This is a genomic window from Micromonospora maris AB-18-032 (assembly GCF_000204155.1).
Taxonomy (GTDB): domain Bacteria; phylum Actinomycetota; class Actinomycetes; order Mycobacteriales; family Micromonosporaceae; genus Micromonospora; species Micromonospora gifhornensis.
On sequence record NC_015434.1, the window covers coordinates 801,865 to 825,988 of the forward strand.

At 70.6% G+C, this 24,124-nt stretch carries 21 protein-coding genes; 10 read left to right on the forward strand and 11 right to left on the reverse strand.

Annotated features, from left to right (window positions below; all coding sequences use genetic code 11):
* The first annotated feature begins 10 nt into the window (after positions 1-10).
* On the forward strand, positions 11-1,252 hold the full coding sequence (locus VAB18032_RS03795; RefSeq protein WP_043719621.1) for an NAD(P)-binding domain-containing protein: 1,242 nt from the start codon (positions 11-13) through the stop codon (positions 1,250-1,252).
* Here the strand turns inward: VAB18032_RS03795 and VAB18032_RS03800 are convergent, their stop codons facing one another.
* A complete protein-coding gene (locus tag VAB18032_RS03800) occupies positions 1,253-2,107 on the reverse strand; it encodes a LysR family transcriptional regulator (RefSeq protein ID WP_198408948.1) in 855 nt (284 codons plus the stop codon).
* A gap of 101 nt (positions 2,108-2,208) precedes the next feature.
* Here VAB18032_RS03800 and VAB18032_RS03805 point away from each other — a divergent pair, with 101 nt between their 5' ends.
* The 6 genes from VAB18032_RS03805 (at position 2,209) to VAB18032_RS03830 (ending at position 8,602) form a co-directional block, all read left to right on the forward strand.
* Entirely contained in the window at positions 2,209-2,931 is a 723-nt protein-coding gene (locus VAB18032_RS03805; RefSeq protein WP_043722914.1) for an SDR family oxidoreductase, read from the forward strand.
* 162 nt (positions 2,932-3,093) lie between these two features.
* The gene (locus tag VAB18032_RS03810; protein WP_050814535.1) at positions 3,094-4,542 is read left to right on the forward strand and encodes a family 43 glycosylhydrolase; all 1,449 of its coding nucleotides are present in this window, start codon (positions 3,094-3,096) and stop codon (positions 4,540-4,542) included.
* 55 nt (positions 4,543-4,597) lie between these two features.
* On the forward strand, positions 4,598-4,975 hold the full coding sequence (locus tag VAB18032_RS03815; RefSeq protein ID WP_198408923.1) for a hypothetical protein: 378 nt from the start codon (positions 4,598-4,600) through the stop codon (positions 4,973-4,975).
* A gap of 4 nt (positions 4,976-4,979) precedes the next feature.
* The gene (locus tag VAB18032_RS03820) at positions 4,980-7,403 is read left to right on the forward strand and encodes a DUF4132 domain-containing protein (protein ID WP_013731463.1); all 2,424 of its coding nucleotides are present in this window, start codon (positions 4,980-4,982) and stop codon (positions 7,401-7,403) included.
* 68 nt (positions 7,404-7,471) lie between these two features.
* On the forward strand, positions 7,472-7,882 hold the full coding sequence (locus tag VAB18032_RS03825; protein ID WP_043719628.1) for a DUF6153 family protein: 411 nt from the start codon (positions 7,472-7,474) through the stop codon (positions 7,880-7,882).
* Positions 7,883-7,960: 78 nt separating this feature from the next.
* Positions 7,961-8,602 carry a DUF305 domain-containing protein gene (locus VAB18032_RS03830; protein WP_013731465.1) on the forward strand — a complete coding sequence of 214 codons (642 nt, stop codon included), beginning with the start codon at positions 7,961-7,963 and terminating at the stop codon, positions 8,600-8,602.
* Positions 8,603-8,674: 72 nt separating this feature from the next.
* On the opposite strand, the gene VAB18032_RS03835 is transcribed toward VAB18032_RS03830, so the two are convergent.
* From VAB18032_RS03835 to VAB18032_RS03865, 7 genes are all read right to left on the reverse strand, one after another.
* Positions 8,675-9,598, reverse strand: coding sequence for a carbohydrate ABC transporter permease (locus VAB18032_RS03835; RefSeq protein WP_013731466.1), 924 nt, complete (start codon positions 9,596-9,598; stop codon positions 8,675-8,677).
* Complete coding sequence (locus VAB18032_RS03840) at positions 9,595-10,599, reverse strand: ABC transporter permease (RefSeq protein WP_013731467.1); 1,005 nt, start codon at positions 10,597-10,599, stop codon at positions 9,595-9,597. The genes VAB18032_RS03835 and VAB18032_RS03840 overlap by 4 nt, the downstream gene beginning before the upstream one ends.
* A complete protein-coding gene (locus tag VAB18032_RS03845) occupies positions 10,599-12,275 on the reverse strand; it encodes an extracellular solute-binding protein (RefSeq protein WP_013731468.1) in 1,677 nt (558 codons plus the stop codon). Before VAB18032_RS03845 ends, VAB18032_RS03840 begins: the two co-directional genes overlap by 1 nt.
* A 344-nt stretch (positions 12,276-12,619) precedes the next feature.
* On the reverse strand, positions 12,620-13,411 hold the full coding sequence (locus VAB18032_RS03850) for a peptidase (protein WP_013731469.1): 792 nt from the start codon (positions 13,409-13,411) through the stop codon (positions 12,620-12,622).
* Positions 13,411-14,736 carry a VWA domain-containing protein gene (locus VAB18032_RS03855; protein WP_086011267.1) on the reverse strand — a complete coding sequence of 442 codons (1,326 nt, stop codon included), beginning with the start codon at positions 14,734-14,736 and terminating at the stop codon, positions 13,411-13,413. Before VAB18032_RS03855 ends, VAB18032_RS03850 begins: the two co-directional genes overlap by 1 nt.
* Positions 14,737-14,784: 48 nt before the next feature.
* Complete coding sequence (locus VAB18032_RS03860) at positions 14,785-15,948, reverse strand: hypothetical protein (RefSeq protein WP_232510665.1); 1,164 nt, start codon at positions 15,946-15,948, stop codon at positions 14,785-14,787.
* Between the two features lie 108 nt (positions 15,949-16,056).
* Positions 16,057-16,713: a 4'-phosphopantetheinyl transferase family protein gene (locus VAB18032_RS03865; protein ID WP_043722921.1), complete on the reverse strand. Its 657-nt coding sequence runs from the start codon at positions 16,711-16,713 to the stop codon at positions 16,057-16,059.
* Positions 16,714-16,987: 274 nt separating this feature from the next.
* Between VAB18032_RS03865 and VAB18032_RS03870 the strand changes: the two genes are divergently transcribed.
* On the forward strand, positions 16,988-17,260 hold the full coding sequence (locus VAB18032_RS03870; protein WP_013731474.1) for a hypothetical protein: 273 nt from the start codon (positions 16,988-16,990) through the stop codon (positions 17,258-17,260).
* 358 nt (positions 17,261-17,618) lie between these two features.
* On the opposite strand, the gene VAB18032_RS03875 is transcribed toward VAB18032_RS03870, so the two are convergent.
* The gene (locus VAB18032_RS03875) at positions 17,619-19,316 is read right to left on the reverse strand and encodes a dolichyl-phosphate-mannose--protein mannosyltransferase (protein WP_043722930.1); all 1,698 of its coding nucleotides are present in this window, start codon (positions 19,314-19,316) and stop codon (positions 17,619-17,621) included.
* 66 nt (positions 19,317-19,382) lie between these two features.
* On the opposite strand from VAB18032_RS03875, the gene rsmI reads away from it, so the two are divergent.
* Complete coding sequence (rsmI, locus tag VAB18032_RS03880) at positions 19,383-20,252, forward strand: 16S rRNA (cytidine(1402)-2'-O)-methyltransferase (RefSeq protein ID WP_043719634.1); 870 nt, start codon at positions 19,383-19,385, stop codon at positions 20,250-20,252.
* A 61-nt stretch (positions 20,253-20,313) separates the two neighbouring features.
* Here the strand turns inward: rsmI and VAB18032_RS03885 are convergent, their stop codons facing one another.
* Entirely contained in the window at positions 20,314-21,240 is a 927-nt protein-coding gene (locus VAB18032_RS03885) for a hypothetical protein (protein WP_013731477.1), read from the reverse strand.
* Between the two features lie 150 nt (positions 21,241-21,390).
* Between VAB18032_RS03885 and metG the strand changes: the two genes are divergently transcribed.
* Positions 21,391-23,193 carry a methionine--tRNA ligase gene (metG, locus tag VAB18032_RS03890; protein WP_013731478.1) on the forward strand — a complete coding sequence of 601 codons (1,803 nt, stop codon included), beginning with the start codon at positions 21,391-21,393 and terminating at the stop codon, positions 23,191-23,193.
* A gap of 54 nt (positions 23,194-23,247) precedes the next feature.
* On the opposite strand, the gene VAB18032_RS03895 is transcribed toward metG, so the two are convergent.
* Complete coding sequence (locus VAB18032_RS03895) at positions 23,248-24,099, reverse strand: alpha/beta fold hydrolase (RefSeq protein WP_013731479.1); 852 nt, start codon at positions 24,097-24,099, stop codon at positions 23,248-23,250.
* Positions 24,100-24,124 lie beyond the last annotated feature (25 nt).

Below are 24,124 nucleotides of genomic sequence, written 5' to 3' on the forward strand. Positions count from 1 at the left end.
GGGCCGAGCGATCGAGCACGTCACCACGGTCGTCGTCGGGGCCGGGCACGCCGGCCTGGCGGCGAGCCACTTCCTCAGCGACCGGGCGATCGACCATGTCGTGCTCGAACGCGGGGAGATCGCCAACTCGTGGCGGCACGAGCGGTGGGACTCCCTGAGACTGCTCACCCCCAACTGGCTGAACCGGCTGCCCGGCCACCGCTACCAGGGGCCGGACCCGGACGGGTACCTGACGATGGGCGAGGTGGTCGAGTTCATCGAGCAGTACGCCGCCGTCTCGGCCGCGCCGGTGCGTACCGGCACGAACGTCGAGTCGTTGCGGCGCGACGGCGACGGGTATCTGCTCGCCACCAGCCGGGGTGACCTGCGCTGCCAGGCGGTGGTCCTCGCCAGCGGCGCCTGCAACGTGCCGACGGTGCCCGCGATCAGCGCCCAGGTGCCGACCACCGTCGCGCAGCTGACACCCTTCGACTACCGGGGCCCGGATCAGGTCGCCGAGGGCGGCGTACTGGTGGTGGGCGGGTCGGCGACCGGTGTGCAACTCGCGGCCGAGCTGCAACGCTCCGGCCGGCAGGTGATCCTGGCGACGGGCGAGCACGTGCGGCTGCCACGCGTGTACCGGGGACGCGACGTGCTGTGGTGGATGGACGCCTCGGGCGTGTGGGACCAGCGGTACGACGAGGTCGACGACCTCACTCGGGCCCGCCGCCTGCCGTCGCCGCAACTCGTCGGCACCCCGGAGCGCAGCACCCTCGACCTCAACGCGCTCACCGCGCTCGGCGTCGAACTTGTCGGCCGGCTGGCCGCCGTACGCGACGGCACGGCGCTGTTCTCCGGCGGGCTGCGCAACGTCTGTTCGCTCGCCGACCTCAAGATGCGACGCCTGCTGGCCGGCTTCGACGAGTGGGCCCGGACCACCGGCCACGACGCCGAGGTCGGGCCGCCGGAGGAGTTCGCGCCGACGGCGGTCGCCGCCTCGACCCGGCTGCGTCTGGACCTGCGCGGCGGTGAGGTGGGCACGATCGTCTGGGCGACCGGGTTCCGCCCCGACTACCGGTGGCTCGACGTGCCGGTGGTCGACGAGAAGGGGCGGCTGCGCCACGAAGGGGGCGTGCTCGACAGCCCCGGCCTGTACGCCCTGGGCCTGCCGCTGCTGCGGCGACGCCGATCCACCTTCATCAGTGGCATCGAGGACGACGCTTGCGCCGTGGTCGACCACCTGGCGAAGAACCTCCCGGCGCCGGCAATCTGATCAACCGGCCGGCGGAACCTGTCGGGCTGCCGTGCGGACGAGCCCGGCGACGGCCCGGGAACGGCTGTGCGACGGCCAGGCGAGCACGGTGGTGACGTGCGGCGAGTCGGTCAGGGGGACGGCGGCGTGCGCGTTCCACAGCCACGACCGGGACGACGCGCAGAGGACGGCCATGGTGCGACCGAGGGCGATCAGCTGGGCCAGTTGCGCCTGATCGTGGATCTCGGGGCCGGGGCCGGGCTCGTAGCTGCCGTCCTGTCGAGGCCAGCGGGCGACCGGAAGATCCGGTACGTCACCGATCTCGGCCATGGTCAGCGACGTACGCGCGGCGAGGGGATGCCCGGCGGGCAGGATGGCGACCTGTTGCTCGGTGAGCAGGTCCTCGGTGTCGAATCCGGCGAGGTCGTCGAAGGGGCGCTGCATGAGGGCGGCGTCGGCGCGGCCGTCACGTAGCATCCGCGCCTGGTCGCCCATGCCGCACAACAGCACGTCGACCTCGGCCGCGCCCGGCTGGGCCGCGTGGGCGTCAAGAAGCTTCCGCAACAGCTCGTGATTCGCGCCGGCCTTCGTCGCCAGCGCCAGCCGGTCCGGGGCGGAGGCAGCCCGTCGGGTACGGCGCGCGGCGGCGGTGGTCGCGTCGAGGATGGCACGGGCCTCGTCGAGCAGCACCTGACCCGCGCCGGTGAGGGTGACACCCCGACGGTCGCGTTCGAACAGGGTCACACCGAGACGCCGTTCGAGTTGTGCGATCGCCCGGGACAGGGGCGGCTGAGCGATGCCGAGGCGCTGGGCCGCCCGGCTGAAGTGCAGTTCCTCGGCGACCGCGACGAAGTACCTCAGCTCGCGGGTCTCCAGCGTATCCACCATCCGACGATACTGCGGTGATACCGGCCGGGTATGACAGCGCACCGCTTCGGTGTAACGGAGCCACCGACCGCCGAGCCACCATCGGCGTCATGAGCGACACGAAGACCGCGCTGGTCACCGGCGCGAACAAGGGACTCGGATACGAGATCGCGGCAGGGCTGGGCGCACGCGGCTACCGGGTGGTGGTGGGGGCCCGGGACCGCGCCCGGGGCGAGGCGGCGGTGGCGAAGTTGCTCGCCGCCGGAGTGGACGCGTTCGCCGTACCGCTGGACGTGACGAGCGACCGGAGCGTTGCCGAGGCGGCGGCACTGATCGACCGCCTCGACGTCCTGGTCAACAACGCCGGCATCTCCGGGGAGACGGGACCGGGATGGGTGCAGGACCCGACGATGCTCGACCTCGATGTCGTCCGCGCGGTGGTGGACACGAACGTCTACGGCGTGATCCGGGTGACGAACGCGATGCTGCCGCTCCTGCGCCGCTCCGCCTCCCCGCGAATCGTCAACATCTCCAGCAGCGTCGGCTCCTTGACCTGGCAGTCGGACCCGACGATCGACGTCGGCCCGATCATGGCCGCCTACTCGCCGACGAAGTCGTTCCTCAATGCCATCACCGTGCACTACGCGCGGCAGTTCGCCGGTACGAAAATCCTCATCAACGCCGCCTGCCCCGGCCTGGTCGCGACCGACTTCACCGGCTTCCACGGCCGACCGCCCCAGGAGGCCGCAGCAACCCCCATCCGCCTGGCCACCCTCCCCGACAACGGCCCCACCGGCAGGTTCTTCAACGACACCGGCCCCATCCCCTGGTAATCCCACCCTTTGGTTGATCAAGAGGTTTTGGTCTCCGATCGCGCCGTCGGAGACCAGAACCCCTTGATCGCCGGGGCGATGCGGGCGGCAGTATGTTGACGGTGATGGATGTGAACGCTATCAATTCGGTAGTGGTGTCGGGCGGGTAATGGGGAGGCGGGCATGCGAGTGGGGTTGCTCGGGGGGAGGGTGGCTGCCGTGGTCGCCGCCGTGATGGTGGCGGGTGTTGGTGCGGTGGTGGGGGTGGTGGTGGGGCCGGCGCGGGCTGCCGCCGTCGTGTTCAGCAATCCGCTGGCCGAGCAGCGGGCCGACCCGCACATCTACCGGCACACCGACGGTTACTACTACTTCACCGCGACGGTGCCCGAGTACGACCGGATCGTGTTGCGTCGGGCCAGCACGTTGCAGGGGCTGGCCACCGCACCCGAGCGGGTGATCTGGCGTAAGCACGGCAGTGGCGAGATGGGCGCGCACATCTGGGCGCCGGAGATCCACTACATCGACGGCCGGTGGTACGTCTACTTCGCCGCCGGGCGGACCGACGACATCTGGGCCATCCGGCCGTACGTGCTGGAGAGCAGTGCGGCGAATCCGCTTGACGGGCCGTGGGTCGAGCGGGGGCAACTCCAGCCGGCACGCAGCAGCTTCTCCCTCGACGCGACCACTTTCGTCCACAACGGACAGCGCTATCTGGCCTGGGCCGAGTACGCCGGCAGCAACTCGAACATCTACCTGGCCCGCGCGGTCAACCCGTGGACGTACGCAGGCACCCCGACCCTGATCGCCACCCCCACGTACGCCTGGGAGACCCGGGGCTACCGGGTGAACGAGGGACCGGCGGTGCTGATCCGCAACGGCCGGGTCTTCATGACCTATTCGGCGAGCGCCACCGACGCCAGCTACGCCGTCGGACTGCTCACCGCCTCGGCCGGCAGCGACCTGCTCAACCCGGCGTCCTGGAGCAAACGGGCCACGCCGGTGCTGGCCAGCGACGCCCGGACCGGCCAGTGGGGGCCCGGCCACAACTCCTTCACCGTCGCCGAGGACGGCAGCGACGTGATCGTCTACCACTCCCGCAACTACGAGCGGTACCTCGGCAACGGCTACGACCCGCTGAGCGACCCGAACCGGCGTACCCGGATCCAGCGGGTCTACTGGAACACCGACGGTACGCCGAACTTCGGGGTGCCGGTGCCCGACGGCGCCACCCCGGTCCGGCTGCGCGCCCACGACCAGCCGGACCGCTACCTGCGGCACTGGGAGTTCCGGGTCCGGTTGGAGCCGAACGTGACGAACCTGGCCGACTCGCAGTTCCGGATCGTCACCGGCCTGTCCAACTCCGGGGCGATCTCGCTGGAGTCGACCAACTATCCCGGCTACTACCTGCGGCACCGCAACCACCAACTCTGGGTGGAGCGCAACGACGGCTCCAACCTGTTCCGGCAGGACGCCACCTTCACCCGTCGAGCCGGACTGGCGGATGTGGCGAAGGTGTCGCTGGAATCGGTGAACTTCCCCGGCCAGTACGTGCGACACCGCGACGGGCTGCTCTACCTGGAGGCCGTACCGGACGCGGCCGGGCGGGCCTCGGCCACCTTCGCGTTGGACTGACCGGAGTTGTCGGGGGCCGTGCCTAAACTCCCGCGGCATGGCGACGGTGACCTTTGTGGATGAGAGCACGGCTGGTGCTCGTACCCCGGCTTGGGCCTTGCAGATCTTCGAGGAGCGGCTGACGCTGCGCGAGCTCATCCGCCGGCGGATCCACCAGGAGGTGGCCGAGTACAACGCGGCCACCCCGGCACCGCGGCGGCTGCTGGTGCAGCCCACCTCGACGGAACGGGTGCTCAACGGCGGCCGGGAGCAGGGGGAGCGTCGCCGGGTCGACGCCGCGCGGCAGGTTGCCCTGGCCGAGGAGGCCTTCGGGCGTAACGGTTTCGTGGTGCTGGTCGGGGACCGTCAGGTGGAGGAGTTGGACGAGGAGGTCGACCTGCGCCGCGACACCGAGGTCACCTTCCTCAAGCTCGTCGCGCTGGTCGGTGGCTGAGCCGATGACCACCACCACCGACACCGTCGGGCTCGCCACCCGCGCCCGTGACCTGGTCGCCGCGAACGACCTGACCGCGCTGGCCGACCACCTCTACACGCATGCCCGGTTCTGCCGGGACGACCCGGAGGTACGCGCTGCGCTGCGGTTACTGTCCCGCGCAGACGTGGCCCGGCTGGTGCAGGCCATGGCCGCCCTGGTGAGACACGACCCGGTCCGGACCTGGCCGGTGCGGGACCTGATCGGGCAGTTGTCCCGCAGGCTCCCCACCGACCTGGCACCCGAGCAGCTAGAGGATCTTGCCGCGTACGCCGTGCAGGAGCCGTACTCGTTGTCGCCGACCGCGCTGGAGACGGTGGCCCGGAGCCTGCTCGCCACCGGTCCGCTCTCCGGCGAGTTGGTGGCGGTGCTCGTCGACCGGTCCGACGAGAGTCAACGGCTGCGGCAGTTGATCGCCGAGCTGGCCGGGCCGCAGCTCGACCCGGCCGACCCGTGGGCCGAGCAGATCCTCACCGAGCTGCCGACCCTCGACCCGGTCTGGCAGCGGCTGGTCGCCCATGCCAGCACCGCGACGACGCCCCGACCCGCTGCCAGCTGGTCGACGGCGGCGACCCGACTGCTCACCGCGGTCGACCCGACCGAGGCCCGGCAGGTTCTCGACCGGTGGCTGACCGCCGCCGCACGGACGCCGCAGCGCCAGCCGGCCTTCATCAACGCGGACCTGCTGCGGGGGCTGCTCTGGCTGGTCGAGCGCACCGGCCCGGCCCCCGAGCAGGTACGCCTGGTCGGCGGCCTGGTCGAGGCGATGCTGCGGCGGCTGCCCGGCATCGGCCCGGCCTGCCCGAAGGTGGCAAACGCGGCGGTCGGGGTGCTCGGCCGCCTCGACGGGGAGGCGGCCCTGGCACAGCTCGCCCGGCTGTCGACCCGGGTCACCTACAAGGGCACCCGCAACGAGATCGACAAGGCGCTCGACGCCCGAGCGGCGGCGATGGGCATCGGGCGGGACGAGATCGAGGAGTTGGCCGTTCCGGATTACGGCCTGACCGGAGTGGGTCGGCACGAGGTGACCCTCGGCGGCTGCCGAGCCGAGCTGCTGATCGCCGGCACCAGCGTCACCCTGGCCTGGTTCAACGCGTCCGGCCGGCAGGTGAAGAGCCCACCGGCCACGGTACGCCGGGACCACCCGGCGCAACTGGCGCAGCTGAAGGGCCTGGCCAAGGAGATCAGCGGGATGCTGGCCGCGCAGACGGCCCGGCTGGACGGGTTGTTCCTGGCCCAACGCACCTGGACCTTCGGCGGGTGGCGGCAGCGTTACCTGGATCATCCGCTGGTCGGCGTGCTGGCTCGCCGGTTGCTCTGGCTTGTCGACGGGGTGCCGTGCGGGTGGGCCGACGGCGCGCTGCGCACGGTGGACGACACCCCGGTCAGTGCCGCCGACGAGGCGCAGGTGCGGATCTGGCATCCGATCGGTCGGCCGGTGCCGGAGGTGGTCGGCTGGCGGGAGTGGCTGGAACGGCATCGGGTCGTCCAGCCGTTCAAGCAGGCACACCGGGAGGTCTACCTGCTCACCCCGGCCGAGGAGGCCACCGGCACCTACTCCAACCGGTTCGCCGGGCACATCCTGCGACAGCATCAGTTCCACGCGCTGGCTGCGATCCGGGGCTGGACCGACCGGCTCCGGCTGATGGTCGACGACTCGTACCCGCCGACCTCCCGGGAACTGCCCGGCTGGGGCCTGCGCGCCGAGTACTGGGTGGAGGGGATCGGCGACGACTACGACGTCGACACCACCGAGAGCGGGTCGTACCTGCGTCTCGTCACCGATCAGGTGCGCTTCTACCCGATCGCCGCCGCACAGAACTGGTCACACGCCTCCGGTGGCGGCTACTCGTCGGCGCAGTGGACGGACGCCCGGCCCGGTGACCCGTTGCCGCTCGACCAGATCCCGCCGCTGGTGTTCAGCGAGATCATGCGCGACGTCGACCTGTTCGTCGGGGTGGCCAGCGTCGGCAACGATCCGACCTGGTCCGACGGCGGCCCGCAGGGCCGATTCCGGGACTACTGGTCGTCGTACAGCTTCGGGGAGTTGTCCGCGACGGCCGAGACCCGCCGCGACCTGCTGGCTCGGCTGCTGCCCCGGCTCGCGGTGGGGCAGCGGGCTCGGATCGACGGCCGGTTCCTGGTGGTCGACGGTGACCTGCGCACGTACCGGATCCACCTGGGGTCGGGCAACATCCTGATGAGCCCGAACGACACCTACCTGTGCATTGTGCCCGACCGTGCCGCGGGTCGGCTCGGCGAGCAGCAGTTCCTGCCCTTCGAGGGTGACGGCATGCTCGCCGTCATCCTCAGCAAGGCGATGCTGCTGGCCAGGGACACAGAGATCACCGATCCGACGATCACCCGGCAGATCGGATCCGGTGGTTAACCGAAGGCGAAGGGCCGGATGCCGAGGTTCGGCGTGGATGGTGGTCGGCCGGGCGATACCGTGATCGGGTGCTGGGCCAAGCGGCGACTACCGGGCGATGGCTCCGGTTCGTGATGCTGGCCTGCACCCTGTTCGGGTTGGCCACCATGCACAGCCTTGGCCACGACCCGATGATCGGGGCGGCTGGGCACGGCAGCTACGCCGAGACCGCAGCCGCCTGCGCCGACGGGCACTGCACCCCACTGGCCGCCCCGGCCTCCGAGGCGCCGGGGCACGGTGGCGGTGGAGGCTGGGCGGTCTGCCTGGCCATCACCGCCGGCTTCGCCCTGACCGTCGTGCTCGCCGCTCTCCTCCTGCGGGGTACGCGTGGCGTACGACCACGGGGTCGTACGCCGACCCCGCCGGCCGGCGGTCGGGCCCCACCGGTGTTCGTCCCGATCGGTTTGACCACGGCCGTGGTGTCGGTGCTGCGGATATAGGAGCGGCCAGCGGGTGACCCGCAACGGGTGACCCGCGCCGATGACTCCTGCCCATTGCACCGAAAGGCTTTGTCCACCATGAACCGCACCTACCTGCGCCGGGCCCTGTTGTCCGGCGTGAGTCTCGTCGTCGCCGTCGGCCTCGCGGCCTGCGGCTCGGATCACCGGCCCGGAGCCGGCCACGACAAGACGGTCACCCCGTCGGGCAGCGCATTCCGCGGGGAGGCCGCTGCCAACAACGCGGCGGATCGGATGTTCGCCCAGATGATGATCCCGCACCACGAGCAGGCCGTGGAGATGTCCGACCTGGCCGCTACTCGGGCGGCCGACCCGGAGGTCAAGCAGTTGGCCGCCGAGATCAAGGAGGCGCAGGCGCCCGAGATCACCCAGATGCGGGACTGGCTCACCCGGTGGGGTGTACCGATGCCCACCGCCAGCGGCGACGGACACGGCACCGACCACGGGATGCCCGAGATGGATCACGAGATGCCGGGCATGATGTCCGACGCCGAGATGGCCCGGCTGAAGGCTGCCACGGGCCCGGAGTTCGACCGGCAGTTCCTCACCATGATGATCGCCCACCACGAGGGGGCGATCACCATGAGCGAGGAAGAGATCGCTCAGGGTGCCAATCCGGATGCCAAGGCGCTGGCGCAACAGATCATCATCACGCAGCAGACCGAGATCGACACCATGAAGAAGATCCTCGCCCGGCTGTGACGGTGAACCGGTGCCCGGGCGCTCGCCCGCCCGGGCACCATCTCCGGCAGACTGGCCGCGGCACCCCGGCGGTCAGCCCTTGATGGCGCCGATCAGGACGCCCTTGACGAAGTGCCGCTGGATGAACGGGTAGACCGCGACGATCGGTGCCACGGTGAGCACGACTACGGCCATCTTGATGGCCTCGGTAGGTGGCATCGTGGCACCGACTGCCGCACCGGAGGTGTTCGGTGCCTGCCCGGCCAGCAGGTAGCTCTGCAACACCCGCTGGATCGGGTACATGTCGTTGCGGTCGATGAACAACAGCGCGTCGAACCAGACGTTCCAGTAGCTGACCGCGTAGAACAGCCCCACCACGGCGATGACCGCCCGGGCCAGTGGCAGCACGATCTGGGTCAGGGTGCGGAAGTCGCTGGCTCCGTCGATGCGGGCGCTGTCCACGAGCTCGGACGGAATGCCCTGGAAGAAGCCCCGGACGACGACCAGGTTGAAGACGCTGATCGCGGGCGGCAGGATCAGCGCCCAGATGGTGTCCTTGAGCCCAAGCCCGGTCACCACCAGATACTTCGGCACCAGCGGCGGATAGATCAAGAACGGCAACAGGAAGTACGCGAGCAGCCAGCGGTAGCCGAGCGAGCGGGGCCGGGACAGCCCGTACGCGGCGAGCACGGTCACCGTCAACGCCAAGGCGGTGCCGATGACGGTGACCAGGGTGCTGATCCACAACGCCCGGGTGACCGCGCCGCCCGCGAAGATCGTCTCGTAGGCGGAGGTGTCGATTCCCCTGGGCACGACCACGAGGCCACCGGCCCGGGCGATCGTCTCCCGAGACGACAGGCTGGTCACCAGGATCACCCAGAGCGGGAACAGCACGCTGAGCACCAGCAGGCTGAGCAGCACGGCCTTGGCGCCCTGACCGAGCGGGCTGGGCGGCTCCTCCCACGGTGGGCGTCGGGGGCGGGTTCCGGGTGACTTCCGGAGGAAGGTGGCGGTCATGACCGTGAGTAGATCCCTCGTTCGCCGAGCATGTGTGCGACCTTGTTGGCGGCCAGGATCAGGCAGAGCCCGACAGCGGCCTTGAACAGACCAGCGGCTGCGCCGTAGCCGTAGTTCCCGGTGGCGATGGAGAAGTGGTAGACGAAGGTGTCCAGCACCTCGGAGGCCTGCCGGCCGACGGCGTCGCGTTGCAGCAGGAACTGCTCGAAGCCGACCGAGAGCGCGTCACCGAGGCGCAGGATGAGCAGCAACACGATCACCGGACGTAGGCCGGGCAGGGTGATGTGCCACAGCCGTCGCCACCGGCCCGCACCGTCGGCTGCTGCCGCCTCGTACAGGTTCTGGTCGATGGTGGACAGGGCGGCGAGGAAGACGATCGTGCCCCAGCCGACGTCCTTCCAGACCGCCTCGGCGGTGACCAGGATGATGAACGTGTCCGGGTTGGTCATCACGTTCCACGGTTCCATCCCGGCCTCGCGCATGGTCTGGGCGAGCAGGCCGGCACCGCCGAACATGGCGACGAAGAAGCTGACCACCAGCACCCAGCTGAAGAAGTGCGGCAGGTAGACGACGGTCTGGATGAAGCCGCGCAGTCGGCTGGAGAGCAGGCTGTGCAGCACGATCGCCAGCAGGATCGGCAGCGGGAAGAAGAAGACCAGCTGGAACGCGGTGATCGCCAGGGTGTTGCGGAACGCGTGCCAGAACGCCGGATCGGCGAACAGGAGCTGGAACTGCCCGAAGCCGATCCAGTTGCTCTGCACGAAGGCGTCCAGCGGATTGCTGCCGACGTACGGGTTGTAGTCCTGGAAGGCGATGACGTTACCGAGGATCGGCAGATAGCTGAAGATCAGCAGGATGACGAAGCCCGGCGCGACCATGGCGAGCAGCTGCCAGTCCCGGCGCAGGCGGGTGCGCAACGGGAGGCGTCTGCGCCGAGGGGCGGCCCCGCCGGGCCGGGTCTGGTCGGACCCGGCCTCGGCGGTGACCTCGCGGACGGTCATCAGTCAGCCTTGGGCAGTGAGTCGGCGAGCAGCTGCCGCGCCGCCTCCCCGCCGGCGGCCTTCCACTCCTGCAGGATGGAGTCCACGTCGGACAGCGGCCGACGGCCGCGCAGCACGTCGGTGAACTTGTCCTCCGTCGGCACCTGGTTGGCCTTGAAGGCGGCCGGCATCTCCAGTTTCACGCCGGCCCACGGGTCCTTCTCCAGGTATCCGACCGTGGCGTTGGAGTAGGCCAGCGCGTCCCGCACGTAGTTCGGGGTGTCCGCGAACGGGCCGATGGTCGGGTTGCGACCACTGATGAAGAAGTACTGGTTGTTGATCTCCTTGAAGGCCAGGTCGGTCTTGACCGGCCCGTTCGGCGTACGGGTGTGGTGCCTGCCCTCGACGCCGAAGTCACGCAGCTGGGCCTCCTGGCTGCCCAGCGGCGCGGAGCACCAGTTGATCACCCGCAGCAGTTCCTTGACGCGCTCCTCGCCGAGGCCCTTCTTGACGAAGGTGTAGGAGATCGGCTGGTCGCTACCCCAGACCAGCGGGTCGCCACCGGTGGCGGAGAAGTTCGGCACCGGCTGGATGTTCAGCGCCTTGTTGGCCTTCTGGTGCTCGGCCTGACCGCCCTGCCAGAAACCGAAACCGTCCTGCATGAAGACGATGTTGCCGCCCTTGGCGAACAGTTGCTTGGCGTCGGCGCCCCGGCTGGCCACGATGTCCGGGTGGACCAGGCCGTCCTGGTAGACCTTCGCCATGACCTCCAGGGCCTGGCGGAACTCCGGGGTCTCGTACTTGAACTCGGGCGTGCCGTCGGAGCGCAACCGCCAGCCCTGCTTGGCGCCCGGCACCTTGTGGTACATCTGGATCATCGGGAAGACGTCGTTGAACGCCCACACCTTCCGCGCCGGGTCGGTGACCTGCTTGGCGATGGCGAGCAGGTCGTCCAGCGAGGTGGGGATGGCCAGGCCGCGGGCGTCCAGCACGTCCTTGCGGGTGAACATGACCCAGGCGAACGGCCCGTCGGTCGGGTTCGGCACGGCGGCCAGCCGCTCGTTCCAGACGGAGTGCCGCCAGGCTTCGGTCGGGAAGGTGGCCAACATCGGGTACGCCTCGACGGCGTTGCCCTTGAGGTGGTCGGTCAGATCCTCGAACAGCACGCTGATCGCCTCGGCGAACCGCGGGATCTTGTCCACCTCCCAGCTCGGCACGCAGAGCAGATCCGGCACGTCCCGGGCGCCGAGCATGGCGTTGAGCTTGTCGGCGTACGTGTTGCCGTCCTGGATGGTGAAGTTCACCGGTACGCCCAGCTCGTCGTTGACCGCCTGCAGGTAGGCGCTCTGGCCGATCCCGGGCGGCGCGGGACCCCACGCCGGGGTCATCGCGGTGATCTCCTTGCCGCTGGTGCCCGGCTTCTCGGTGATCAGGTCGACCAGGCTGCTCGGGTACTTGACGTAGCCGTCGGGGACCGGCCGGATTCCGGCGATGTCGGGAGCGATGCTTCCCGTCAGGCCCTTGTGCGCGGGCAACAGGTGGCCGAAGGCGCCGAGGTTCTGCGCGGCACCGCTGCCGGCGGGTGCCTCGGAACAACCGCTGAGCAGGGGACCACCGGCGACGGCGACCGCGCCGAGGCCGAACAGACTGAGAAAGCTACGGCGCGAGGTCGGCACGCCGGGGTTGTGCCGGGTCATCGGTCTCCCTTCGAGAAGGGCTGAGGGCGAGCAGGCTCGCTCGGGTGAGAGTTCGTCTGGATGGTAAACAAACTAATAGACGTCCATGCGCCTGAACAAGAGGCGACCCGGCGCGCGGCTCCCGGCCAGCTGCGCAGCGTGCGGGGCCATTCACTGGCAGTTCCACAGAGGTCGATCATCGACAGGGACACCTGCACCGTCCTGCGGCGCTTCCCGCTGTCCGGAACGGACTCGGCGTGAACCGCCGGCAGGTCACGTCTCGGCACCCGACGCGACCTGCCGGCGGCGGCTCACCCGGAGGTGCGGCTCACCTGGATGTGCGGCTCACCTGGAGGCCAGGTGGTTCACCGGGTGGCGGGACGGCGGGTCAGCGCGAAGCCGACCACCCCGGCGACGGCGGCCAACACCCCGCCGGCCGTGGTCCAGATCCACCGGGAGCCGGCCTCCGGCAGCCAGCCGGTGAGGTCGAGATTCCAGCCGTCGCTCTCCTCGTCCTGCGTGGGTGCCGTCGGCACGGCCTCCAGCAGCTTGCCGGCGTTGGCCGGTGGCACCAGCGGCGCTTCCAGCCTGCCGTCCTCGGGCGCGCTGCCCGCGTCCCCGCTGGCGGAGATCAGCAGGTCCACGTCGATCGGCAGGCCGAGGTCGCGTTCGGGGACGTCGACCACGGTCAACCGGACGTAGTAGGTGCCGGGCAGCGGGTCGACGGACCACGGCTCCGCCCACGGCCGTACCCGGCGCAGCGTGCAGCCGATGGCCACGGTGGACACCGAGGCGTCGGCCGTCGGCGTCTGCGCACCGGCCGTGCACGCCTGCCGGCGACGCAGCCCGTCGAAGACCTCCACCGCCCAGGTCGAGCTGCCGCGCCGGTCCTCGGCCAGCGACACGGTGGCGTTGATCTCGTGGATCTCGCCCGCGCCCGCCGTGAACGACCAGTAGAGGTATTCGCCGGTGGAGGCACCGACCCGGACCGGCTGACCGGCCGCGACCGGCGTGGCGCTCAGGAACGAGGTGCCGGCCTTGGTCAGGGTGGTGGAGCCGGGCGAGGGGGTCGGGGTGGGCGCGGCCAGCACCGTGGCCGGTGTCAGCGCGACACCGCCGGCCACCAGGGCGGTCAGGATCGCCGATCGGGTACGCATCACTTCTCCCTCCAGGTGGCCACCCACCAGCGGGTGAGCAGACCGGTGACGAGCCCGGTGAGCAGACCGGCCAGGGTCAGCAGGAGCAGCAGCACCCAACCCCGGCCCAGATCGGGCCCGTCCGGGGTGGGAGAGGCGGCCACCACGTCGACTGTCAACTCGACAGGCATGCCGGGTTCCTTCTCGGTCCCGGCCCTGGGCGAGAACATGTTGCTGACCACCAGGCAGACCGTGGTGACGGCAGTCGCCGCGGCCGTCGGCGTCGGGGTGGCGTCCTCGGCGCGCGACTGCTCGTCGTCGTCCGCCCCGGCCGACCAGCGCAGTCCGGCCGACACCACGTCGGTACGCCCACTGCCCGCGTCCACGCCACGGACCAGTTCCCGGCCGTCGGACGCGGTGGCCCGCAGCAGTACGCCGTAGTCCGGGTTGACCGGGCGGTCCATCGCCACGCTGACCGAGGCGCGTAGCTCCTGGTCCGGCCGGACCGGCACCCGGTACCACCGGTGCTCGGAGAAGGTCTCCCGGTCGGTGTAGACGCCCGGCGCCAACAGCGGCGCCCCCTGGCAGACATCCGCCCCGGCCACCTTCGCCGGCGTGGTCGCGTACGTGTCGCGGGCCCGATCCACCAGTTGCTTGAGCCGGCCGGTGAGATCCTCGGCGCTGGTCGCGGCCGTGTAGGTCCCGCCGGTGGCGGCGGCGATGCAGAGCAGTTGCCGGCGGACCTTCTCGTCGGGTGCCAACCCGAGCGTGTCCACCACCAACGTGGTGCCCTGGGCCGCCAGTTCCCGCGCCACCTGGCACGGGTCCGGCGGGGCGCAGGTGTCCTCGCCGTCGGTGATCAGCACGATGCGTCGGGCGGTGGTGCCTCCGCCCAGGTCCTTGGCGGCCTCCCGCAGGGCGAGCCCGACCGGGGTGAAGCCGGTCGGACGCAACGTGGCCACGGCAGCCTTGGCGCGTTCCCGGTTCACCGGCCCGACCGGCACGATCTGTTGGGTGTCCAGGCAGCCCTGCTGCTTGTCCTCACCCCGGTAGGTGGCCCCGAGCACCCGGATGCCCAGCTGGGTCTCGTCCGGCAGCGCGTCCACCACCTCGCCGAACGCCTGCTGGGCCACTGAGATGCGGCTGCGCCCGTCGATGTCGGTGGCCCGCATCGAGCCGCTCACGTCCAGCACGAGTTGGACGCGAGGCGGCTCGGTGACGGGTTCTGCCGTGTCGTCGGCGGATGCCGGCAATGCGCCGGCCAGCGTGGTTGTCGTCAGCAGTCCCAAAAGGACCACTGACGACCATTTTTTGTTGATCACTGGCCGGAGTGTAGCGACGTCCATTGAGGACAAACGCCCCGGTGCGCCCGGTTTCCCTCGGTGGTCTCCCGACTACGGCTTCCAGGAGCCGGCGATCTCGAACTGGTGGAGGTACTCCAGGACGCCATTGGTGTCGGTGACGTCGAAGACGACCCGGCCGGAACGCGTGGTGCCGGCGGGCAGACCGTTGCCGGCGTTGAGCGGATCGCCGCAGCCGTAGATCGCGCCCACCAGCCCGTTGACGGTGCTGCCGTCGGCGGCCCGCCACTGGAAGTAGAACGGGTTGATCGACGCGGTGCCCTTGGTGACCCTGGCGTTCACCTCGGCGATCAGGAATCGTCCCTTCTGCGGGGCGGGCGCGAAGGAACGGCAACTTTCGGTCACGGTACGGAACCGCGTCACGGTGATCTCGATCGTGCCGCTGTTGTCGCTCGCGACCAGCGTGTCGCCGGGCCGCATGTTGAACGTCTCGCCCTCCTCCTCCGAGAAGACCGGTGGGATCCCACCGTCCGGGGGCGGGGCGTCCGGAGTCCTCGGGGCGGTGACCGGGGGAGTCGGTATCGCCTCGGCGATCTCATCGGCGGTCCGGTTCATCCCGGCGATCAGTGCGACGACGCCGCCGGCGCAGCAGAGCAGCGCGAGGACCACCACCGTGATCACCACGATCAGCGTGGTCCTGCTGCCGCTGCCGCCGCTGGTGGGCATCGGCGCAGCGGAGCCCGGCGGATAACCACCGGCCGGGTAGGCGCCACCGGGCGGATAGCCACCGGGCGGCGGATAACCACCGGGCGGCGGATAACCACCGGGCGGCGGGTAGCCGCCGCCGGCCTGCTTCGGGTCGGCCGGCGGATAGGCGCCGCCCGGCGCGTACGGTCCGGCCGGGTAGCCGGGGCCCGGCGGGAAGGGACCGCTGGGCGGGAGCGGGCCGGCCGGCGGGTACGGCGTACCCGAGGTGGGCTGCGGGGCGCCGGAGGCGGGATGCGGCGTACCCGAGGTGGGCTGCGGGGCGCCCGACGTGGGATGCGGCGTGCCGGACACCGGCGGGGCCGGCGGGGCGCTGCTCGGCGGCTGCGGAGCCGACCACGAGCCGCCCGGCTCGGCCGGTGGGGGAGGCGACCAGGTGCCGTCCTGCGGCGCGCCGTCCGTCGACCCGGCCGCAGGCGGTGGTGCCCACGGGTCGCTGGGCTGGGGTTGGTAGGGGTCCTGCGGTCCACCTGGGGGCTGGGGGTAGCTCACCGTACTCCTCGGGCACCTGATACCGGACGTGAACCGCCTGACGCTACCGCGTACCGGCAACACCGATCGGCCAGCGTCATCGTCCGATCGGTGTTGCCGGGCGGAGCCCTACCGTGGCGCCAGGACGGCAGCGGTGCGGACCAGATTCGCGTCCACCGCGAAGCGTCCGGTGATCACCGAGGGCGGGTCGGCGGACCCGGCGGCGTCGATCCGGGCCGGTGCGATTCGGGCGATGAACGTCGCGGTGGCCGGGTCCAACTCCACCAGCGCGTCGTGAAAGCCGAGCCAGTCGCCGACGATCGGATGCCAGATCTTGTAGACGGTCTCCTTGGCGCTGAACACCACAGTCGACCAGGCGACGCCGGAGGGCAACCTGTCGTGTTGCTCCTCCTCCTCGGGCAGGCAGATCAGCCGGCTCACCTCCGCACCGAGCACTCGGTGCTGCTCGGCGTCCATGCCGACCGCCCGAATCTCACTGGTGCGTCCCACCGCGGCGGCGCAGTAGCCCTTGGTGTGGGTGATGGTGCCGACGGTGCCCGGCGGCCAGACCGGCGACCGGTCCGGGCCGGCGGGGACGGCGACGGCGGGCAGGCCCAGCATGGCCATGGCCCGACGGGCACAGACCCGGCCGGCGGTGAAGTCGCGGCGGCGGCTGTCCACCGCCCGTTCGCCGAGGCAGGCCGCCTCGACGGCGTACAGCTCGCCGGTCCAGTCAGCAGGCTCGGCGACCGCCACCGCGACGGTCGGGGGCAACAGGTCACGCACCATTGACTCCCGATCGCAGAGTCCGACCCGTGAGCCCGGTAGCATCGGCGGGCGCTGATTCGTCGATCGGGTGCGGGCAGCGGTTGTGGTGGGTGGTGACGGCCATGGCTCGTGAACGTACCGCAACGATGTAACGCCGCAGCGTTCCCGGGCGCTGTTGGTTCTGCGTGGGGATCACGGTTGCGGTCGATGATCGACAGCGGGTTCGCCTGCTGTCCGAGGCGAGGCGGAAGGGAGCGCGATGACGGGTGTTGCGGATCGCTCGGATGTCGGGGTGACGCAGGCGGACACCGGCGCGGTTGCGGTGGTGCCGGACGAGCACGCTCCACTGACACCCGACTGGACGTGCGGCACCTGTGGCGCGCAATGGCCGTGTGAGCAGAAGCGGGACCGGCTGCTCTCCGAGTACCTGACCGATCGCGCGATGCTCAGCGTCTACCTGGGTGCCTGTCTGGCCGCCGCCGCCGAGGACCTGCACCTGTCCGGGTCGACCTCCCTGCAGGACCGGTTCCTCGGTTGGTTGCCCCGCCGCCCCAGACGGTTCTGAGAGTTGATCGCCACGCCGGTGTGATCAGTAAGGCACCGGTCACCGCGGGGAGTTTGGGGCGCCATCGCCGTCTCGTCGGAAAACTGACCCGTGCCGCCCCGTTGTGCCGCTGGTCATGGGTGGTTAAGCTGCTGGTGCGCGCCCCAATCGCCCGCTTCCCCCGTGGCAGGCGATCGGGGCGCGTCCTATTTCCTGCTCAGGGCAAACCTGCCTCCTCAAGCCCTGAGGGCATCGGACGACTGCAAAAGGCCTACACGACAGACGTGTAGGCCTTTTGCGTAGGGCCTTTCGTGTCGGTGGCGGCGGACGGGGTCCACGCCGGGAGTCCCGGAGACGGGCCGGGACTCCGCTCACGCGGTCAGATCCAGCGATCGCCCAGCCACATTCGCGCCGACCACTCGGCGTACGGGATGTTCAGGCCCACGAAGATCGGATAGAAGTACGCGAAGCAGATCACCACCAGTGCCACGTAGGCCCCGGCGATCACCGCGCCGATCATCCGGCGATCTCGGCTCGCCTCGGCGTCCGCGCCGTCGACAGGCAGAGTCCCGCTCATTCCGGCCGGCGACGCGATCGCACCCAGCACGTAGACCACCGCCAGCACGAGGAACGGCACGGCCGGCGCGGCGTAGAAGAAGAACATCGTCCGCCCGTCGAGGGCGAACCAGAACCAGGGCAGCAGCGCGGCGGCCACGAGGAGCAGGATCGCCCCGGCCCGCCAGTCCCGCCGGGCCAGACCCAGCCAGATCAGCGCCACCAGCGCCGGTAGGAACGACCACCACAGCAGCGGCGTACCGAGCAGCAGGATCTCCTCGGCGCAACCCGCTGCTGCCCCGCAGCCGCCCTGGGGCTGCACCCAGTGGAACGCCACCGGCCGGCCCAGCAGCAGCCACTGCCACGGCCAGGACTGGTACTTGTGCGGGTCGTCGAGCTGGCTGTGGAAGCCCAGCGCGGCCTGGTGGTACTGCACCAGGTTCCACAGCGGGCCGATGATCGGGGTGTCGCTGAGCCCGGCCTGCGGATAGCGCTCGGCGAGCCGGTAGTAGCCCTCATTGCTGAGCAGCCAGCCCGACCAGCTGACCACGTAGGTGACCGCCATCAGCACACCGGCTAGCACCATCCAGGGAAAACCGTCGAGCATGGTGGCCCGCCAGGGCCGCGGCACCCCGGCCGAGCGGCGGGCACCGACATCCCAGAGCAGCATCAGCAGGGCGAACACCGGCACGAAGAACAGCGCGCTCCACTTCACCGCGAAGGCGCAGCCGAGCAGCACCCCGGTCGCCAGCCGCCACCAGGGCCAGTTCCGCCAGCCACCCGGCGGTCGGCCGGCGCGGCCCCGCAGGGTCGGGTCGAGCCCGGCCTCCAGCGCCCGGGCCCACCGTCGGCGGGTGGCGTCCCGGTCCAGCACCAGTGCGCCGAACGCGGCGAGCACGAAGAAGAGCAGGAAGATGTCGAGCAACGCGGTACGCGACAACACCAGGTGGTACCCGTCGACCGCGAGCAGCAGACCGGCGGCGCAGCCGAGCACCGTGGAGCCGAACAGGCGGCGGCCGATGCGGATCAGCAGCAGCACCGACAGGGTGCCGATGAGCGCCGCCGAGAAGCGCCAGCCGAACTCGGGCGCGGTGGTGAACAGCTGGCCGGGCACCGAGATGCCGTGCTCGGCGTCGGAGTAGCCGAAGGCCCACTCGCCCAGGCCGATCAACCACTTGCCGAGCGGTGGGTGGACCACGTACGACGGTCCGCCGTCCTTGTAGTTCCACTCCACGCCCTTGTCGACCAGGGCCCAGGCGTCCCGCGCGTAGTAGATCTCGTCGAAGATCTTGCCCGGCGGGTGGCTGAGGTTGGCGAACCTGAGGATCGCCGCGATCGCCACCACCACCGCCGTGGCCAGCCATGACCGGCTGTCCAACCGGGTCTCGACGGTGGCCAGCCGGCGACGGACCATCGCCGGTACGCCGCTGTCGGTCCGATCGGTCGAACCGGTCGTGGCGGATCCGGCATCCGGCTGCGGCTGGTCGGCGCTCGCACTGTGTGCTGTCGACGCACTCGTCACCCGGCGATCGTAGGCTGCCAACGGGGTCGGTGGCGTACATCGTCCCCGAATCCGGTACGACCGTCGATGAAGGAGCGCGTAAACGTGGGTGAAATGTCCGACCTGGGGCGCCTGATTCTGCTCGGGGCACCCCTCGGCAACCCCGCCGACGCCTCCGCCCGCCTGCGCGACGTGCTCGCCACCGCCGACGTGGTCGCCGCCGAGGACACCCGCCGACTGGGCCGACTGGCCCGCGACCTGGACGTGACGGTCGCCGGGCGGATCATCTCCTACTTCGAGGGCAACGAGGAGCGCCGTACCCCCGAACTGGTCGACGAACTGACCGCCGGAAGGGTCGTCGCCCTGGTCACCGACGGTGGGATGCCGAGCGTCTCCGATCCCGGTTACCGGCTGGTCCGGGCCGCCCTGGAGGCCGGGATCCCGGTCACCGCCGCACCCGGACCGAGCGCGGTGACGACCGCGCTGGCGCTGTCCGGGCTGCCCTCCGACCGGTTCTGCTTCGAAGGGTTCCTGCCCCGCAGTCCGAGCGGTCGTCGGTCCCGGCTGCGTGCCCTGGCCGACGAGGAACGGACCCTTGTCATCTTCGAGGCACCGCACCGGATCACCGCCGCCCTCGCCGACCTGGCCGACACGTTCGGCGCCGACCGGCCCGCCGCGCTGTGCCGGGAGCTGACCAAGACGTACGAGGAGGTGGTGCGCCGCCCGCTGGGGGAGCTGGCCCGGTGGGCGGCCGACGGCGACCCGCGTGGCGAGATCACCCTCGTGGTGGCCGGTGCCCCAACGACACCCGCGACCCGCCCCGACGACGACACGCTGCGCGCCGCGGTGGCCGACCGGGAAGCCGCCGGCCTGACCCGCCGCGATGCGATCACCGAGGTGGCGAGCACCTTCGGCCTGCGCCGGCGCGACGTCTACACAGTCGTGCACCAGGTGTAAGGAAGGGCCCCCTGTTAACGCCTCAGGTATAGGAAGGGCCCCCTGTTAACGGGGCGAAATTTCACCAGGCGGCGACGAGGAAGCCGAGGGTGATCACCAGTGGGCCGGCGAACGCGGCGGCGACCGCCCAGCGTCGGTCACCCGGATCGGAGAACCGGGTGGCACCGGTCCATCGGGCGATGCCGGCGGCGCAGCCCAGCACCCCCAGCAGGCCGAGCAGCCAGCGCAGGTGGGCACCGATCCCCCGGTCGGCGTACGCGATGTCGGCGTTCGGGCCGGTGACCCGGGCGGGCAGCACCGCGCCCGCGGTGGCCCGCCGCTCGGGCACCCCGCTGACCCGGATGCCGTAGCTGCGGAACCGATCCTCGGCAGCGGCGAAGTTGCCCCGGCACCGCTGGGACAGGCCGCCGCCGGTGCAGTCGGTCACCACCACGCTGCCCGAGGTGGCATGCCCGACCGCGAGCCAGAGCGGGCCGGCGCTGACCCAGGCGAAGAAGGCCGTGGCCAGACTCAACCCGACAAGCGCGGCCAACCCGGCCAGCGGGTCCGGCGGACGGCTGGACCGCTTCCGGTCACGCCGCAGCCGCCAGGTGGGTCGCCACCAGGCGCGGGTGGCACCCGACGCGTCCTGCCGTACCGGGGTGCCGTCCCAGTGCACCTGCTCGATCGGCGCCCAGAACACCTCCTCCGTACCGTCGTCGGTCCGGCGGCCCCGGCGCCCGGCGGCCCGCAACGGCACCCGACGCGGCAGCGCGTCGACAGGTGCCCCGGTGGTGGGTTCCACCTCCACCCCGGGCGGCGCGGGGTCGGTGGACGTCGCGCCGTCGGGCGGCACCGTCCGGGGTTGCGGTGCCACCGCAGACGTACGCGCGGCCGCCGCCACCTCCGACCACGGAGTACGCGGGGCCGTGCCCGGATCGGGCCGGGCGTCCGTGGGAAGGCCGTCGTCGTGGTCGCGGGCGGCTCTGCTGCCAGTCACGCGGTTCATTTGACACCGGCAGAACAGTCACAGAGGGCAGCTCAGGCAGCGTGTCGGCGACAAATCGGATGAGTGGCCGGGTCGAAGTGGTCCGCTTCATCGACCCGGCACCCCTATTGGTTCGCGGCCACCCTCGACGGGTCACTAGGCTTGCTCGTCATGAGTCACGTTCTCGCGGCAGTGGCCTGGCCGTACGCCAACGGCCCGCGCCATATCGGCCACGTCTCCGGTTTCGGCGTTCCCTCCGACGTCTTCTCCCGGTACATGCGGATGGCCGGCCACGACGTGCTCATGGTCTCCGGCACCGACGAGCACGGCACGCCGATCCAGGTGCAGGCCGACGCCGAGGGGCTGACCCCGCGGGAACTGGCCGACCGGTACAACCGGGTGATCGTGGAGGACCTGCACGGCCTCGGCCTCTCCTACGACCTGTTCACCCGCACCACCACCCGCAACCACTACGCCGTGGTGCAGGAGTTGTTCGAGGGGATGTACCGCAACGGCTACATCGTGCCGAAGACCACGATGGGGGCGATCTCGCCGTCCACCGGCCGGACCCTGCCCGACCGGTACATCGAGGGCACCTGCCCGATCTGCGGCTACGGCAGCGCCCGCGGCGACCAGTGCGACAACTGCGGCAACCAGCTCGACCCGATCGACCTGATCGACCCCAAGTCGAAGATCAACGGCGAGACGCCCAAGTTCGTCGAGACCGAGCACTTCTTCCTCGACCTGCCGGCCCTGGCCGACGTGCTCCGGCAGTGGCTGGACACCCGGGAAGGCTGGCGTCCCAACGTGCTGCGGTTCTCCAAGAACCTGCTGGACGACCTCCAGCCCCGGGCCATCACCCGCGACCTGGAATGGGGCGTACCGATCCCGCTCGACGACTGGCGGGAGCGCACCGACAAGCGGATCTACGTCTGGTTCGACGCGGTGATCGGCTACCTCTCCGCCTCCATCGAGTGGGCCCGCCGCAGCGGCGACCCGGAAGCCTGGCGCAGGTGGTGGTCCACCGACGGGGCCGGGAAGGACGCCCAGGCCTACTACTTCATGGGCAAGGACAACATCGTCTTCCACTCGGTCATCTGGCCCGCCCTGCTCGCCGGCTACTCCGGCGAGGGCAGCAGGGACGGCGAGCCGGGCCAGCTCGGGCGGCTCAACCTGCCCACCGAGGTGGTCTCCAGCGAGTTCCTGACCATGGAGGGGCGCAAGTTCTCCTCCTCCCGCCGGGTGGTCATCTACGTCCGGGACTTCCTCGAACGCTACGACGCCGACGCGCTGCGCTACTTCATCGCCGTCGCCGGGCCGGAGAGCAACGACACCGACTTCACCTGGGCCGAGTTCCTCCGCCGCAACAACGACGAACTGGTCGCCGGGTGGGGCAACCTGGTCAACCGGTCGATCTCGATGGCGGCGAAGAACTTCGGCCAGATCCCGGCGGTCGACCCGAACGGGCTCACCGAGGCTGACGAGGCGCTGCTCGCGGTGGCCCGCGCCGGCTTCACCACGGTCGGTGACCTGATCGCCCGGCACCGGCAGAAGCAGGCCATCGGCGAGGCGATGAAGGTGGTCGCCGAGGCCAACAAGTACCTCTCCGACCAGGCGCCGTGGAAGCTCAAGGACGAGGCGGACAAGCCCCGGATGGGCACCATCCTGCACGTCGCCCTGCAGGTGGTCAGCGATGCCAACACGCTGCTCACCCCGTTCCTGCCGCACTCTGCGCAGAAGGTCCACGAACTGCTCGGCGGCACCGGGGTGCACGCCCCGATGCCGGTCATCGAGCAGGTCGAGGACCTCGACGGCGGGCCGGCGTACCCGGTGCTGACCGGGGACTACACGCAGGGCGCGCGGTGGGAGTCCGTACCCCTGGAGGTGGGGCGACCGCTCGCGGCGCCCAAGCCGATCTTCCGCAAGCTCGACCCCTCGATCGTGGACGAGGAACTGGCCCGGCTCGAGAGCTGAAGGGCGCGACGGGCGCGACCCCCGCACCGGGGTCGCGCCCGCGTCCGTGGGCGGTCAGGCTCGGGCCATCGCCGGCGCTCCGATGAACTCCATGATCGCCTGGAGTACGTCGTCGGCGTTGGTCCACGGGGTGCCGTGCGGCGCGCCCTTGAGGGTGACCAGCCGGCTGTCCGACAGCATCGGCTGCAACCGCTGGCCGGTCTTCGGGTACGGCAACACCATGTCCTTGTCGCCCTGCACGATCAGCACCGGCACGTCGATGCGGGACACGTCGCCGCGGAAATCGGTGCCCCAGGCGTCCACGGAGTCGTGCGTGCCGATCGCCGAGGCCCGTGCGCCGATCTCCCAGTGCGCCCGGTACGCCTCCTCGCTGACCAGCTTGCCCCGGTTCTCGTCGTAATTGAAGAAGTTGGTGCAGAACTGGGTGAGGTAGGCGAACCGGTCGTCGATGATCGCCTGCTTGAAGCCTTCGAAGAGGCTCGGGTCGACCCCCTCCGGGTTGTCCGGCGCCTGCTTCAGGTACGGCGCCAGGGGCGCCAGCAGCACCGCCCGGTCCACCCGGTCCGAGCCGTACGCGCCCAGGTAGCGGGTCACCTCGCCGGTGCCCATCGAATGGCCGACCAGGATCGCGTTACGCAGGTCGAGTTCGGTCATCAGCACGTCGAGATCGGCGGTGAAGGTGTCGTAGTCGTACCCGAGGGCCGGCTGCGCCGAATTGCCGAAACCACGTCGGTCGTACGTGATCACCCGGTACCCGGCCGCGAGCAGCGGCCCGGAGATTTTCTCCCAGGTCGCCCCGTTGAACGGGAACCCGTGGATCAGCACGATCGGCTGACCGGAACCGTGATCCTCGTAGTACAGGTCGATGGGCGCGGAGTTCTCCGTACCGACGGTGATGAAGGGCATCTCACTCTCCTGCGGTCGGACGACA

What these genes read in the sequence shown, in the direction of transcription:
- VAB18032_RS03805 (WP_043722914.1), top strand. Translation starts at nt 2,209, where the DNA reads ATGAGCGACACGAAGACCGCGCTGGTCACCGGCGCGAACAAGGGACTC.
- VAB18032_RS03810 (WP_050814535.1), top strand. Translation starts at nt 3,094, where the DNA reads ATGCGAGTGGGGTTGCTCGGGGGGAGGGTGGCTGCCGTGGTCGCCGCC.
- VAB18032_RS03820 (WP_013731463.1), top strand. Translation starts at nt 4,980, where the DNA reads ATGACCACCACCACCGACACCGTCGGGCTCGCCACCCGCGCCCGTGAC.
- VAB18032_RS03830 (WP_013731465.1), top strand. Translation starts at nt 7,961, where the DNA reads ATGAACCGCACCTACCTGCGCCGGGCCCTGTTGTCCGGCGTGAGTCTC.
- VAB18032_RS03835 (WP_013731466.1), bottom strand. Translation starts at nt 9,598, where the DNA reads ATGACCGCCACCTTCCTCCGGAAGTCACCCGGAACCCGCCCCCGACGC.
- VAB18032_RS03840 (WP_013731467.1), bottom strand. Translation starts at nt 10,599, where the DNA reads ATGACCGTCCGCGAGGTCACCGCCGAGGCCGGGTCCGACCAGACCCGG.
- VAB18032_RS03845 (WP_013731468.1), bottom strand. Translation starts at nt 12,275, where the DNA reads ATGACCCGGCACAACCCCGGCGTGCCGACCTCGCGCCGTAGCTTTCTC.
- VAB18032_RS03850 (WP_013731469.1), bottom strand. Translation starts at nt 13,411, where the DNA reads ATGCGTACCCGATCGGCGATCCTGACCGCCCTGGTGGCCGGCGGTGTC.
- VAB18032_RS03855 (WP_086011267.1), bottom strand. Translation starts at nt 14,736, where the DNA reads ATGGACGTCGCTACACTCCGGCCAGTGATCAACAAAAAATGGTCGTCA.
- rsmI (WP_043719634.1), top strand. Translation starts at nt 19,383, where the DNA reads ATGAAGGAGCGCGTAAACGTGGGTGAAATGTCCGACCTGGGGCGCCTG.
- VAB18032_RS03885 (WP_013731477.1), bottom strand. Translation starts at nt 21,240, where the DNA reads ATGAACCGCGTGACTGGCAGCAGAGCCGCCCGCGACCACGACGACGGC.
- metG (WP_013731478.1), top strand. Translation starts at nt 21,391, where the DNA reads ATGAGTCACGTTCTCGCGGCAGTGGCCTGGCCGTACGCCAACGGCCCG.
- VAB18032_RS03895 (WP_013731479.1), bottom strand. Translation starts at nt 24,099, where the DNA reads ATGCCCTTCATCACCGTCGGTACGGAGAACTCCGCGCCCATCGACCTG.